We start from the raw sequence: 13,545 nt of genomic DNA on the forward strand, positions 1-13,545 counted from the left end.
AATTGCTCGTGCGGCTTGACCCTATAACTTTGATGAAAATTCATCAAGGACAGTTATGCCAAGAAGGCGCAGTCAAAATAATCGCTGATCGAGACTCTATGAATTCGTTGTGCTGCGAGCCAGACAAAGGCAGGCAGCATGACAGCAAGTTATGCCTGATGACCATAGCAAGTTGGTACCACTCCTTCCCATCCCGAACAGGACAGTGAAACGACTTTGCGCCGATGATAGTGCGGGTTCCCGTGTGAAAGTAGGTCATCGTCAGGCTGTTATAGCCAAAAGCCCCGTAGCTCTCGCTACGGGGCTTTTTTGTTGGCTCCTGGCTGAGTAAAAATAAAAGAAGAGCAGGGAGCGCAAGCTAGCAACTGGTTTGACACATGAATCTGGCTCAAAGCTATAAAAGGAGAGCGCTTGGCGCTCTCCTTTTATCCTTGACCTTTTATGAAAAGCCTGCGCTTGCAGGCTTGATAGATATTCCGAAGTCTCGTGGCTGAGCCGTTTTATAGCGGCAGGCATTCGCCTTGAACAAAGACCTTGAGCTCTCCTGACGGAATCGGAGTCCACATCTCATTCTTGGTCAAGGGTGCTGTTACCACCATGGCGACCCTGTCCTGAGGAGAGGTTTCCTGGGAAAAGTCCACGCTCAGATCTTCGTCGGATAAATGGGCCTGGGTGAATGGATGGCGGCGCTCTAAATAACACAAATGCGTGGTCGCATGAGCCCATAGGGCTTCACCATTCGAGAGCAGGAAATTGAAGGTGCCGTGGGGCGCTATGCGTGCGGCAAGTTCACGCAGCGTGTGAGTGAGTTCTTGTACGCTGGGAAGGCCGGCGTGGGACTTCCAGAGTTCTTGCATGATCCAGCAAAAGGCCTGCTCGCTGTCGGTACTGCCTATGGGACGAAAGTGGCTGTGCAGCTTCGGAGCAAAGCCTTTGAGGTCTCCGTTATGCGCAAATACCCAGTTGCGACCCCAGAGCTCACGCACGAAAGGATGGCAGTTTTGCAGGCTGACCGAGCCTTGGGTGGCTTTGCGTATATGGGCGATGACGTTGCAGCTCTTAATGGGGTATTCGCGTATGAGCGTGGCAATGGGTGAATCCATGGCGCGCTCACGATCGACAAAGTGGCGCAAGCCCTTGTCCTCAAAAAATGCAATACCCCAGCCATCGGTATGGTCGCCAGTATTACCTGCTCTTTGAGCAAAGCCGGAAAAACTGAAGCGCACATCGGTAGGGGTATTGCAGTTCATCCCCAGCAATTGACACATGGAGCAAATCTTTTCTCTGGATTGGTCTGGAAAAGAGGGCGCAAGGACCTCGAAAAACCAGTGTAGATCAATCCACGGCCTGCAGCCGCGCCTAACGCAGCATGCAAGGCCGTTTGCTGTCAAAGGTCCAGCCGGGGATCAGATGCTGCATGACCATGGCATCGTTGCGAGCGCCTAAAGCCTGCTCCCGATTTCGCTCCAACCCTTCGGGACAGTGCCTTTCTGTCCACGCTGATACCCAGGCCAGGAGCCTTGGGAGCTTCAACAAAGCCGTTGCAGATTTGCAGAGGGTTGTGCGTGAGTTGCTGGCCGTCTTGCCAGATCCTGTGCGTGTCTATGGCCGTGACCTTGCCGGGAACGGCTGCCGCCACATGGGTGAACATGGCCAGAGAGATGTCGAAGTGATTATTCGAATGCAAGCCCCAGGTCAATCCCCAGTCATGGCAGAGCTGGCCCACGCGTACTGAGCCGGACATGGTCCAGAAGTGAGGGTCGGCCAGGGGAATATCCACGGACTGCAGGGAGAGCACGATATTGCGAGTAAAAAAGGGCGCGTGCGCGCCGCCGAGGTTCATGAGCATGCCGTCACGGCCCGCAACGGGGATGACTTCAATCTCCGTAATGCGTGGCGCGAAGAGCATGATGGCTTTGGCTTTGCTGCATCGTTTTATTGAGGACCAAGCCCAGCGATCAGGGCTGCCAGCTCCTCGGTTTCTGCGGGACGCAAATCCGTCAGAGGTGCTCGTACCGGGCCTGCATCGTGGCCTACGATCCTGGCCCCGGCCTTGACGATGCTGACCGCATAGCCTTGGCTTTTGTTGCGGATCTTCAAGTAAGGCAGGAAGAAGCTCTTGAGCAAGCGGTGCTGGGTTGCCTGGTCGTTGTTGTGTACAGCCTCGTAGAACTGCATGGCTGTTCTGGGAATGAAGTTGAAGACGGCCGAGGAGTAAACAGGCGTGCCCAGAGCCTTGTAGGCGGCGGCATAAATCTCGGCCGTGGGCAGGCCTCCAAGATAGGTCAGGCGATCACCCAGAGTCAGATACATGGCTGACATGGCTTCGATGTCACCTACCCCGTCCTTGAAGCCCACAAGATTGGGGTTGCGTTCGGCCAGCCGGGCGACGGTTTCGGGAGTGAAACGGCTGATGCTGCGGTTGTAGATGATGACGCCGAACTTCACACTCTTGCAGACGGCCTCTACATGTGCGGCCAGGCCTTCCTGGCTGGCTTCTGTGAGGTAGTGGGGCATGAGCAAAATGCCGTGGGCACCCGCCTTTTCCGCAGCCTGGGCGCATTCGATTGCAAAGCGGGTCGAGCCGCCGGCTCCTGCAATGATGGGCACCTTGTCTTTGCAGGCGGTCACTGCAGTTCGAATGATCCGGGGATACTCGTCACCGCTCAGCGAGAAGTATTCGCCCGTACCGGCTGCTGCAAACAGGGCGCTGGCACCGAATGGGGCCAGCCATTCCAAGCGTCGGGTATAGCCCATGGCGTTGAAGTCGCCGTTGCTGTCGAAGTCGGTCAAAGGAAAGGACAGCAGACCGGAGCTCATGACGTTCTTGACTTCTTGAGGGCTCATGAAGACCTTTCAGCAAACGACAGGAATGGGAAAAGATGCATGCCAGGCATGCCAAGCAACTGCATGCGACAAGCCTGGATTTGGCTATATCGGGCTTTTGGTCATATGTCATCATATGACTAAAATGAGGTTATCAAGTGTTTTTAGTTGGCTCAAACGCTGCAAGGTGTAGCTATTCGACGGTCCTGCAGCCGGCTTGTGCGCCGCAGGCCATGAGGAGGATGCTGGGCGCTTTCAGCTGTCGTTGGGGCGAGGCTCGCCGGCTCGGGCTTGGCTCAGGCGCTGGGCCAGGCGCAGGCGCTCGCGGGAGTTGGTCAGGTGAATACGCATGGCTGCGCGGGCGGAGTCTGCATCCTGGCGCTCGATGGCTGCATAGATCTCCTCATGCTCGCGGTTGACACGGTGCAGATAGTCTGGATCGCGCGCTGGCGCATGGATGGACGTAATGCGGTTGCGGGGAATCAGAAGCGAGCCGAAGTGCTGCAAGATTTCCTGAAAATAGCGATTGCCCGTGGCCTGGGCGATGCTCAGGTGAAAGGCCAGGTCATGTGACACGGTGTCGCCACCGGTGCCTGTGTTGAGCTCGAAGGCCTGCAGTGCCTCGCCCATGGCGTGCAGGTGCGATGCCTGGCGCCGTTGCGCGGCCAGGCCGGCCGCCTCGGTCTCCAGGCTGATGCGCAACTCCAGCACAGCCAGTACATCCACGGACTCGCTGAGCTCATGGGCGCTCAGCACCGGGCCCAGGCCCTGGCGCACTGACAGCACGAACGTGCCTATGCCGTGTCGGGTCTCGACCAGGCCGGATGCCTGCAGCTTGGAGATGGCTTCCCGCACCACGGTACGGCTGACCTCGTAGGTGTGCACCAGCTCGGATTCCGTGGGCAGCTTCTCGCCCTCCTGGAGCAGGCCTTGACGGATCTTGTTCTCGAATTCCTCGTAGAGCAGATTGCCGAGACTGCGATTGCCCCGTGTGGTTTTGTGGCGCAAGGATTCCCCTTGGGGCTGTGAAAAAGATGGGGGCGGCTGGGGTAATTCCGGGGGGGGGCTGCTCATGTGCGGATGATAATCTGGAAATGTTGTATGACGACGTATGACTAACCATGCTTTATTTCCTATGCAAACGCATTCAAAAATCCATCGTCTGTTGCTGACCGGCGCTGCCGGCCATCTGGGCGCCGTGCTGCGAGACCGCTTGCAGCCTTTTGCCGATGTGCTGAGGGTTTCGGACATTGCGTGCATGGAGCCTGCGTCCAGCGCGGCGCAGGAAGTGGTGATCTGTGATCTTGCGGACAAGGCTGCTGTCCATGCCCTGGTTCAAGGATGTGATGCCATCGTGCACATGGGCGGGGTGTCGGTGGAAAAGCCCTTCGAGGAGGTGCTTGAGGCGAATGTCAAGGGCATCTATCACGTCTACGAGGCGGCGCGTTGTCATGGCGTGAGGCGCGTGGTGTTTGCGAGCTCCAACCACGTGACCGGTTTTTACAAGCAGACCGAGAAGCTGGATGCCGGGGTGCAGCGCAGGCCCGATGGCTATTACGGCCTGTCCAAGTCCTTTGGTGAGGATCTGGCCATGTTCTACTTCGATCGCTATGGCATAGAGACCGTGAGCATTCGCATAGGCACGTCCTGTGCCGAGCCTGCAAACCGGCGCATGCTGAGCACCTGGCTCAGCTATGACGATCTGCTGCAGCTGATTGTCCGGGCCCTGTTCACGCCAGGCGTGGGCCATACCGTGGTCTATGGCGCCTCGGCGAACCGCGATGTGTGGTGGGACAACCATGAGGCCGCCCGTCTGGGCTATGTGCCCAAGGACAGCTCGGAGCCCTGGCGCTCCGTGGTCGAAGCACAGCCCGCACTGGAAGCTGGCGACCCGATGCTGGTCTACCAAGGGGGCTTCTATACGGCGCAAGGGCCTTTCGAGGCCTCACGGTGATTGCGGCGGAACTGGTGCTGGATGCGCGTTGCGCAACCGGTGAGAGCCCTGTCTGGCGCGGCGCAGAGCAGTCCTTGTACTGGACCGATATTCCGCGCGGCGTCCTGCATCGCTGGCAGGCCGGCCGGCGGCGGCAGACCCGCTGGCAGGCGCCGCAGATGCTGGCCTGCATGGCCGCCTGGGGGGATAGACCCGGCTGCTGGGTGGCCGGGCTGGAGGACGGGCTGTACCGCTTGTCGCATGCCCTGGAGAGTGATGCTGTCTTGCAGGCCTGCCGCCTGGCCCCGGTGCAGCACGCGATGCCGGACATGCGCTTCAATGACGGGCGTTGCGACCGGCAGGGCCGCTTTCTTGCAGGAACCACGCTCAAGCACATGGCTGCGGCCCAGGCCGTGGGCAAGGTCTACCGCTTCGGAGCGCAAGAGCATGCCGATGGCCGGTGCACCGACCTGGAGCTGGGGCCGCTCATCGTGCCCAATGGCATGGCCTTCAGCCCTGACGGACGTGTCATGTACCTCTCGGATTCGCACCCTCAGGTGCAGGCCATCTGGGCCTTCGACTACGACACGGACAGCGGTGTGCCGTCCAGGCGCCGTCTGTTCGTGGACATGAAGCCTTTGCCGGGTCGTCCCGACGGGGCGGCCATGGACAGCAGCGGTTGCTACTGGATCTGCGGCAACGATGCGGGGTTGGTGCATCGCTTCACGCCCCAGGGGCGGCTCGACTGCTCGCTGTCGGTGCCGGTGAAAAAGCCTGCCATGTGCGCTTTTGGCGGTCCCGATCTCGATGTGTTGTATGTCACCTCGATTCGTACTGACGACATGGACCTGTCGGAGCAGCCGCTGGCTGGCGGCGTGTTTGCATTGCGGCCTGGCGTCAGCGGCATGGCCGAGCCTGAGTTCCGTCCGGAGATCGCTGAGGAGAAAGTCTAGTGTCCTGTCGTGGAAGTTCGCTGAACACCGTCCCCGGATACCAGGGCCATGCAGCGTTGCCCGTCCTCGCCATGGCCGCGGCGGGTACCTTGCGTGGCTGTGATCCCGGAAGACTGGTGATTCAGCGAGCCTCCAGCTCAGGAGATCAGGGAAAGTCGCCAGAAGTGCCACCCGTCCTGGGACCAGGCCTGCTGGCTCAAGTCCACACACTCAAAAAGAGGTCATCAAATGCATTGCAAGAAAGCATGGGCCGCCCTTGCGGCTGGCCTGGTATTGCTCACGCCCTGGCTGGCATCCGCGGCCGAGCTGCGCTCGGCGGACATCCACCCCGACGACTACCCCACGGTCATGGCCGTGCGCTTCATGAGCGAGCGGCTCAAGCAGCTGTCGGGCGGAAAGTACACGATCAAGGTGTTTGCCAATGGGGCGCTGGGCGGCGAGAAGGAAACCATAGAGCAGGCCAAGATCGGCGCCATCTCCCTGGTGCGGGTGAATGTGGGGGCCATGAACAACATCTGTCGCGAAACCATCGTGCCCACCATGCCCTTTCTGTTCCGCTCCGTGGAGCACTTGCACAAGGTGCTCGATGGACCGGTGGGCGAGGAGATTCTCAAAGGCTGTGAAAAACAGGGGCTCGTGGGGCTGGCGTTCTACGACAGCGGCGCGCGCTCCATTTTCTCGGGCAAGAAGGCGGTGCGCAGCTTGGCTGACATGAAGGGCATGAAGGTGCGTGTGCAGCAGTCCGACCTTTGGGTGAGCATGCTCGAAGCCATGGGCGCGAATGCCACGCCCATGCCCATGGGCGAGGTGTATACGGGCTTGAAGACCGGGCTGATCGACGCCGCAGAGAACAACTACCCCACCTATGAAAGTGCCCGGGCCTTCGAGGTGGCCAAATACTTCACCAAGACCGAGCATTCCATGGCTCCGGAAATGCTGCTGTTCTCCAAGCGCGACTGGGACAGGCTCTCCACCGAAGAGCGGGGCTGGGTTCGTCAGGCGGCCAAAGAGTCCGTGCCCTACATGCGCAAAGTGTGGGCCGAGCGCGAGGCCAAGTCCCTGGCCATGGTCAAGGCCGGTGGTGCCGAGATCATAGAAATCGACAAGAAACCCTTCCAGGATGCGATGAAGCCCGTCTACGACAAGTTCATCACGAATGCCGAGCTCAAGAGCCTGGTCAGGCGGGTGCAGGAAACGCATTAGCCCGCGCCAGCTGCTTGCGTTCCGAAAGGTACGACAAGGCGAAGCAACGACGCACCAAGGCTTGTGTTGGCGGGTCCAGGCGTACGGGAATCCTGGATTGATGGCCGCAGGTCCTCGCGGCCCAAGAGGGCAACCGATTCTGCATACATGATGTACACCAAAATATGCAACGCCTTGGCGCGTTCCTGCATGGCTCTGGGCATCGCCGGCCTGATTGCCGTGATCTGCGCAGTCAGCTGGCAGGTGTTCGGGCGCTATGTGCTCAACAACACGCCGACCTGGGCCGAAAGCCTGGCTCTTTTGCTGGTGCTTTACGTCACCATGCTCGGCGTTGCCGTTGGCGTGCGTGAGTCCAGTCACATAGGGCTGGAGTTCCTGCTGCAGCAACTGCCGCCGCGCCTGAGCCGGCTGCTGAAGATCCTGATCCACGGCCTGACCCTGTTGTTTGGCGCGCTCATGGCCTATGGCTGCGCCTCGCTGAGTGCGTCCGTCTGGGATTACGGCTTGCCCACGCTGGGCATCTCCGAAGGCTGGAAATACGTGCCGGCCACGCTGGCCGGCGGGCTCATCGTCCTTTTCTCCATCGAGCACTTGATTGCGCTGATCGGTGGCCGCCAAGCCAGGCTTGCCCAGGAGTGTGGCCGCGAGCCACTTGGCGCGGCGCCCGTGGTCTTGTGCGACCCGGCTCCAGATGTGGCGCCGCAGGGACTGTCACCACGTTCTTAGGCTTTTGCACATGACCACTGCCCTGACCATTTTGTGCCTGAGCTTCGCAGCCCTGCTGCTGCTGGGCGTGCCCGTGGCCTTCTCCGTGGGACTGTCGTCGATTGCGACCCTGGTGTATGAGGGCCTGCCCATGGAGGTGGGCTTTCAGCAGATGACATCGGGCATGAGCGCGTTCTCGTTTCTGGCCATTCCCTTCTTCATCTTTGCGGGGGAGCTGATGCTGCACGGCGGCATCGCAGAGCGCATCGTCAATTTTGCGCGGGCCCTGGCAGGCCATGTGCGCGGTGGCCTGGGCATGTCGAATGTCGTGGCCTGCACCTTGTTCGGCGGGGTCTCCGGCTCGCCCGTGGCCGATGTCTCGGCCATGGGGGCGGTGATGATTCCGATGATGAAAAAAGAAGGCTATGACGCGGACTACGCAGTCAACGTGACCACGCATGCGGCCCTGGTGGGCGCGCTGATGCCCACCAGCCACAACATCATCATTTATGCGCTTGCAGCCGGCGGCAAGGTATCGATTGCGGCCCTGATCCTCGCGGCCCTGCTGCCCGCCCTGATTCTCACGCTCAGCAATCTCGCGGCGGCTTACTGGGTGGCGCGCCGGCGTGGCTATCCGGCCGGTGTTTTTCCGGGCTGGAGCATTGTGGGGCGCTCGTTTGCGGCGGCGTTGCCGGGGCTGTTCGTCGTGGTGCTGATCCTGGGAGGGATTCTGTCGGGGGTCTTCACGGCCACGGAGTCGGCGGCCGTGGCCGTGCTGTATGCGCTGGGGCTGACGGTGTTTCTGTACCGCTCGCTGACCCGTGAGAAGTTCCTCAGGGCTGCGGGCAAGGCCGTGCGCACCACGGGCGTGATCCTGCTGCTGATAGGCATCTCCAGCAGCTTCGGTTATCTGATCAGCCTCTACGGCGTGGCCGAGCTCACGGGGCAGATGCTGGCCCAGATCAGCTCCCAGGCGTGGGTGGTGTTTCTGATGATCAACATCATCCTGTTCCTGCTGGGCACTTTTTTGGACATGGCGGCCACGATCTTGCTGTGCACGCCCATTTTTCTGCCGATCGCCCAGCACTACGGCATGAGCTCGGTGCAGTTCGGCATCGTGCTGCTCATCAACTGCGCGCTGGGGCTGAACACGCCGCCCGTGGGAACGACCCAGTTCATCGGCTGCTCCATCGGCGGGGTGTCGGTGGGCACGGTCATGCGCACCATCTGGCCGTTCTATGGCGCGCTGATCTTTGCGCTGGGGCTGGTGACCTTTGTGCCCCAGTTCTCGACCTGGCTGCCGGGCCTGTTCATGGCCAGGCCCTGAATGCAAAAGCCCTGCTCAGGGCTGCTGCGGCATGGCTTGGGGCGTGGCCTCAACTGCGCTCGGACCAGAGCTTGCCGCCCGTGGCCCAGTTCTCGCGCTTGACGTCGGTGATCAGAATGTCCACGGATTCCGGCGAGCCGCCGAGGATCTCGACCGAGACGCGCGTGATTTCCTCGACGAGCTTTTTCTTTTGTTCGACCGTACGGCCTTCCATCATTTCGATGTGGTAAGTGGGCATGCTGTGCTCCGGTGGGTTGCAGTAAGTTCTGGCTGGGTCGCCATCATAGGGGCGCGGGGCCGGCCTGCGGCGCAAGCGGGCGGGCGCAGGCCGGACAGATGCAGCGCTGGCCGCGCTGTGCGGGCGCCAGTCTCTGCAGGGCTGCACGCGAGACCGGCGTGTGCATGCACCAGCAGTCCTGCGCGGGCAGGCCGGCCATGATGGCGCACTGGTTGGCCTGCCCGCACAGGGGGCAGCGGCTGGCATCGGAGCCGGTGGCTTGCGGCAAAAGATCGGGCGGGGCTGGCATGGTGCATGCAGTGTAGGCAGCTTGCTGCGACCCGGCCATGAAAAAAGCACTTTGCCGTTAGAACGTAAACACGTTCTTAGAGGTAAAGTGCTTTTTTGTGAGCTGATAGCGCTTGCTGTTAAAGGATTTCAGATGGTTTTATCCTTGAAATCCTTTGCTGGCAAGCGCTAGGCGCTTCTAATTTTGCATGGATCAGGCTGCGGCCTTGACCTTGAGGCGCCAGGCATGCAGCAGGGGCTCGGTATAGCCGCTGGGCTGCTCCTTGCCCTTGAAGACCAGGTCGCAGGCCGCCTTGTAGGCCATGGAGGTGTCGAAGTGGCCGGCCATGGGGCGGTACAGCGCATCGCCCGCATTCTGCTTGTCCACCACGGCGGCCATGCGCTCGAAGGTCTCGCGCACCTGGGCTTCGCTGACCACGCCGTGCAGCAGCCAGTTGGCGATGTGCTGGCTGGAGATGCGCAGCGTGGCGCGGTCTTCCATCAGGCCGACGTTGTGGATGTCGGGCACCTTGGAGCAGCCCACGCCCTGGTCCACCCAGCGCACCACATAGCCGAGAATGCCCTGCACGTTGTTGTCCAGCTCCTGCTGCTTTTCCTCGGCGCTCCACTTGTCCTGCAGAACCACGGGAACCTGCAGCAGATCGGCCAGAATGTTGGCGCGCTCGGTGTCGGCGCTGGTTTTTTCCAGCTCCTTTTGCACCTCGGCCACATTCACCTGGTGGTAGTGCAGGGCGTGCAGCGTGGCAGCCGTGGGCGAGGGCACCCAGGCGGTGTTGGCGCCGGCCCTGGGGTGGCCGATCTTTTGCTCCAGCATGGCCTTCATGAGGTCGGGCATGGCCCACATGCCCTTGCCGATCTGGGCCTTGCCGCGCAGGCCCAGGCCCAGGCCCACGAGCACGTTGCTGCGCTCGTAGGCGGCCAGCCAGGCGCTGCCCTTCATATCGGCCTTGCGCACCATGGGGCCCGCATACATGGCGGTGTGCATCTCGTCGCCCGTGCGGTCCAGGAAGCCGGTGTTGATGAAGGCCACGCGCGAAGCGGCGGCGCTGATGCAGGCCTTGAGGTTGACGCTGGTGCGGCGCTCCTCGTCCATGATGCCCAGCTTGACCGTGTTCTCGGCCAGGCCCAGCACCTTTTCCACGCGGCCGAACAGCTCGTCGGCAAACGCGGCTTCGGCGGGGCCGTGCATCTTGGGCTTGACGATGTAGACGCTGCCCGTGCGCGAGTTGCGGATGCCGTTGGCACCCAGGCCCTTGAGGTCGTGGATGGCGATGGCCGTGGTGACCATGGCGTCCATGATGCCCTCGGGGATCTCCTTGCCCTCGCCCCACAGGATGGCGGGGTTGGTCATGAGGTGACCCACATTGCGCACGAACATCAGCGAGCGGCCGTGCAGCTTCAGGCTCTTGCCGTCGGCGCCCGTGTACTCGCGGTCGGCGTTCAGGCCGCGCGTCATGCTCTTGCCGCCCTTGTTGAAGGTCTCGGTCAGCGTGCCCTTGAGAATGCCCAGCCAGTTGGCGTAGCCTAGGAGCTTGTCCTCGGCGTCCACGGCGGCCACGGAGTCCTCGAGGTCGAGAATCGTGGACAGCGCGGCTTCCACCACCACGTCGGCCACGCCGGCGGCGTCCGAGCCGCCGATGGGCGTGGACTTGTTGATGATGATGTCGATGTGCAGGCCGTTGTTGCCCAGCAGCACCGAAGACGGCGCAGCGGCATCGCCCTGATGGCCGCGGAATTGGGCCGGGTTCCTGAGGCCGGTGCTGCTGCCGTTGTCCAGGGCCACGACCAGCTGGCCGCCTTCCACGCGGTAGGCCGTGGCATTCTTGTGCGAGCCCGCAGCCAGGGGCGCGGACTGGTCGAGGAAATCGCGTGCAAATGCGATCACCTTGGCGCCGCGCACGGGGTTGTAGCCCTTGCCCTTGTCGGCTCCGCCCTCTTCGCTGATCACGTCCGTGCCGTAGAGCGCGTCGTACAGCGAGCCCCAGCGGGCATTGGCCGCGTTGAGCGCATAGCGCGCATTCAGAATCGGCACCACCAGCTGGGGGCCGGCCTGGATGGCGAGCTCGGCGTCCACGTTCTCGGTGGTGGCGCGCGCATTCTTGGGCTGCTCGACCAGATAGCCGACGTGGGTCAGAAACTGCTGGTAGCCGGCCATGTCCTTGATGGGGCCGGGGTTGGCCTTGTGCCAGGTGTCGAGCTCGGACTGCAGGCGGTCGCGCTCGGCCAGCAAGGCGGCGTTCTTGGGCGCCAGATCGCTGACGATGGCATCAAAACCTTGCCAGAACTGCTCGGGCGCAACGCCCGTGCCGGGCAGGACCTGTTCGTTGATGAAGCGGTGCAGTGCGCTGTCGACCTGCAGGCTGTGGACTTGGGTGCGGCTCATCTTCTAACCCCTGAAATGAAACGAATGGACAAAATCTGCAGGCCATGGGCCTGACAATAGCTCCTACTTTATTGGAATTGTTTAAGGTTATAAATATTCAAAAAAGTTCATAACTTGTGACTTTAAAGCAAAGGTAAACCATCCAGCCAGGCGCTTGCACGATGTTTGCACAGCCTGATGACAAGAGGAGTGCATGGACAAGCTCAAGGTATTCGAGTCCTTTGTTTCGGTGGCCACGCGCGGCAGCCTGTCCGCGGCGGCCCGCGCCGAAGGCGTGGCACCGGCCATCATGGGGCGCAGGCTGGATGCGCTGGAGGAGCACCTGGGCGTGAAGCTGCTGGTGCGCACCACGCGGCGCATCTCGTTGACCCATGAGGGCAGCGCCTTCCTGGAGGACTGCCAGCGCCTGCTGGCCGATGTGGCCGATGCCGAGGCCAGTGTGAGCGCGGGCGGCGTCAAGGCCACCGGGCATTTGCGCATCACCGCGCCTGCGGGCTTCGGGCGCCGCCATGTGGCGCCGCTGGTGCCGCGCTTTCGCGAGCTGCATCCCGAGGTCACGGTCTCGCTGAACCTCAGCGACCGCGTGGTCGATCTCGCGGGCGAAGGCTTTGACTGCGCGGTGCGCGTGGGCGACCTGGCGGACTCGGCCCTGGTCAGCATGCGCATTGCCGACAACCGGCGCCTGTGCGTGGCCACGCCCGCCTATCTGGAGCGCCGGGGCCGGCCCCTGCATCCGGGCGAGCTGGCCCAGCACGACTGTCTGACCCTGTCCAGCGATGCATCGCAGACCCGGGGCTGGGCATTTCGCCTGCCCGATCCCGAAACCGGCGCCATGGACGTGGTGCACATCAAGCCCGGCGGGCCGCTGGACTGCTCCGACGGCCAGGTGCTGCACGACTGGTGCCTGGGCGGCTGGGGCATTGCCTGGCGCAGCACCTGGGAGGTCGAGGCCGAGATCGCGGCCGGCCGCCTGGTGGAGGTACTGCAGGAGTTCGCGGCTCCGCCCAACGGCATCTTCGTGGTCTTTCCCCAGCGCAAGCACATGCCGCTGCGCGTGCGCCTGTGGATCGACTGTCTGAAGTTCTACTACGAGCAGCCTGATTTCTGGCGCCTGGGACCGGCATCCGCGCCGAGTCTGTGAGACAGTAACGCCTTAGAACGTGTTCACGATCTCTGCGCAGGCGCGCCGCGAGGAGATCGTGAAGACGCTCTTAGTACCTTTGTTGCCGGGAGTGTTATGACCTTGGAAGCCGTTCTGGCCAGCCTGCACATGCTGGCCATCTTGACCCTGGTGGTGTTTCTGACCAGCCAGGCCGCGCTGTGCCGCAGCGAATGGATGAGCGCCGCCGTGGTGCGGCGCCTGGCGCGGCTGGACCTGATCTACGGCCTGGCGGCGCTGGCCCTGCTGCTGTCGGGCCTGGCGCGCCTGGTCTGGGGCGTCAAAGGCCTGTCCTGGTATGTGGGCCAGCCTCTGTTCCATGTGAAGATGACCTTGTTCGTCATCGCCGTCCTGCTGTCGCTGGTGCCGACCTTCTCCTTCAGGCGCTGGCGCCGCACCCTGGACGCGGGCGGCGAACTGCCGGCTGGGCCCGAGGTGGTGCGCGTGCGCCGCTTCATCATGTGGCAGGCCCACATCATCCCCGTGATCGCCGTGGTCGCGATCTTCTGGTCACGGGGCTGGTAAGCACC

12 protein-coding genes, 1 rRNA gene and 2 pseudogenes are annotated in these 13,545 nt (G+C 62.1%); 8 read left to right on the top strand and 7 right to left on the bottom strand.

The annotated features are described in order from the left end of the window. Nucleotides 1-154: 154 nt before the first annotated feature. A 5S ribosomal RNA gene (gene rrf, locus G486_RS0111145) occupies nt 155-267 on the top strand. Nucleotides 268-500: 233 nt separating this feature from the next. Here the strand turns inward: rrf and G486_RS0111150 are convergent. The 4 genes and pseudogenes from G486_RS0111150 to G486_RS0111165 all read right to left on the bottom strand — a co-directional run bounded on the left by G486_RS0111150 (nt 501) and on the right by G486_RS0111165 (nt 3,900). Beyond that, complete coding sequence (locus G486_RS0111150; protein WP_027015607.1) at nt 501-1,268, bottom strand: class II glutamine amidotransferase; 768 nt, start codon at nt 1,266-1,268, stop codon at nt 501-503. A 91-nt stretch (nt 1,269-1,359) separates the two neighbouring features. After that, nucleotides 1,360-1,795, bottom strand: a pseudogene (locus G486_RS22120) (enolase C-terminal domain-like protein); the annotation flags it as partial. Between the two features lie 140 nt (nt 1,796-1,935). Beyond that, a complete protein-coding gene (gene kdgD, locus G486_RS0111160) occupies nt 1,936-2,847 on the bottom strand; it encodes a 5-dehydro-4-deoxyglucarate dehydratase (protein WP_027015609.1) in 912 nt (303 codons plus the stop codon). Between the two features lie 234 nt (nt 2,848-3,081). Next, on the bottom strand, nt 3,082-3,900 hold the full coding sequence (locus G486_RS0111165) for a FadR/GntR family transcriptional regulator (protein ID WP_027015610.1): 819 nt from the start codon (nt 3,898-3,900) through the stop codon (nt 3,082-3,084). Between the two features lie 61 nt (nt 3,901-3,961). Here G486_RS0111165 and G486_RS0111170 point away from each other — a divergent pair, with 61 nt between their 5' ends. From G486_RS0111170 to G486_RS0111190, 5 genes and pseudogenes are all read left to right on the top strand, one after another. Further along, a complete protein-coding gene (locus G486_RS0111170) occupies nt 3,962-4,780 on the top strand; it encodes an NAD-dependent epimerase/dehydratase family protein (RefSeq protein ID WP_027015611.1) in 819 nt (272 codons plus the stop codon). Then, entirely contained in the window at nt 4,780-5,712 is a 933-nt protein-coding gene (locus G486_RS0111175) for an SMP-30/gluconolactonase/LRE family protein (RefSeq protein WP_027015612.1), read from the top strand. The genes G486_RS0111170 and G486_RS0111175 overlap by 1 nt, the downstream gene beginning before the upstream one ends. A gap of 228 nt (nt 5,713-5,940) precedes the next feature. Continuing rightward, on the top strand, nt 5,941-6,915 hold the full coding sequence (locus G486_RS0111180; RefSeq protein WP_027015613.1) for a TRAP transporter substrate-binding protein: 975 nt from the start codon (nt 5,941-5,943) through the stop codon (nt 6,913-6,915). Between the two features lie 150 nt (nt 6,916-7,065). Further along, nucleotides 7,066-7,545, top strand: a pseudogene (locus tag G486_RS22125) (TRAP transporter small permease); the annotation flags it as partial. Between the two features lie 106 nt (nt 7,546-7,651). After that, entirely contained in the window at nt 7,652-8,947 is a 1,296-nt protein-coding gene (locus G486_RS0111190; RefSeq protein WP_027015614.1) for a TRAP transporter large permease, read from the top strand. A 49-nt stretch (nt 8,948-8,996) separates the two neighbouring features. Here the strand turns inward: G486_RS0111190 and G486_RS0111195 are convergent, their stop codons facing one another. From G486_RS0111195 to G486_RS0111205, 3 genes are all read right to left on the bottom strand, one after another. Then, complete coding sequence (locus G486_RS0111195) at nt 8,997-9,185, bottom strand: 4-oxalocrotonate tautomerase (protein WP_027015615.1); 189 nt, start codon at nt 9,183-9,185, stop codon at nt 8,997-8,999. 43 nt (nt 9,186-9,228) lie between these two features. Then, the gene (locus G486_RS0111200) at nt 9,229-9,474 is read right to left on the bottom strand and encodes a cysteine-rich CWC family protein (protein ID WP_034387413.1); all 246 of its coding nucleotides are present in this window, start codon (nt 9,472-9,474) and stop codon (nt 9,229-9,231) included. Nucleotides 9,475-9,666: 192 nt separating this feature from the next. Continuing rightward, nucleotides 9,667-11,856 (bottom strand): malate synthase G, encoded by a 2,190-nt coding sequence (locus tag G486_RS0111205; RefSeq protein WP_027015617.1) that lies wholly within the window; start codon nt 11,854-11,856, stop codon nt 9,667-9,669. 193 nt (nt 11,857-12,049) lie between these two features. Between G486_RS0111205 and G486_RS0111210 the strand changes: the two genes are divergently transcribed. Both G486_RS0111210 and G486_RS0111215 read left to right on the top strand, forming a co-directional pair. After that, complete coding sequence (locus G486_RS0111210; protein WP_027015618.1) at nt 12,050-12,997, top strand: LysR family transcriptional regulator; 948 nt, start codon at nt 12,050-12,052, stop codon at nt 12,995-12,997. A gap of 96 nt (nt 12,998-13,093) precedes the next feature. Next, a complete protein-coding gene (locus tag G486_RS0111215) occupies nt 13,094-13,540 on the top strand; it encodes a DUF2214 family protein (protein ID WP_027015619.1) in 447 nt (148 codons plus the stop codon). The last annotated feature ends 5 nt before the right edge of the window (nt 13,541-13,545 follow it).

Source organism: Comamonas composti DSM 21721 (assembly GCF_000429845.1).
Classification (GTDB): Bacteria; Pseudomonadota; Gammaproteobacteria; order Burkholderiales; family Burkholderiaceae_C; genus Comamonas; species Comamonas composti.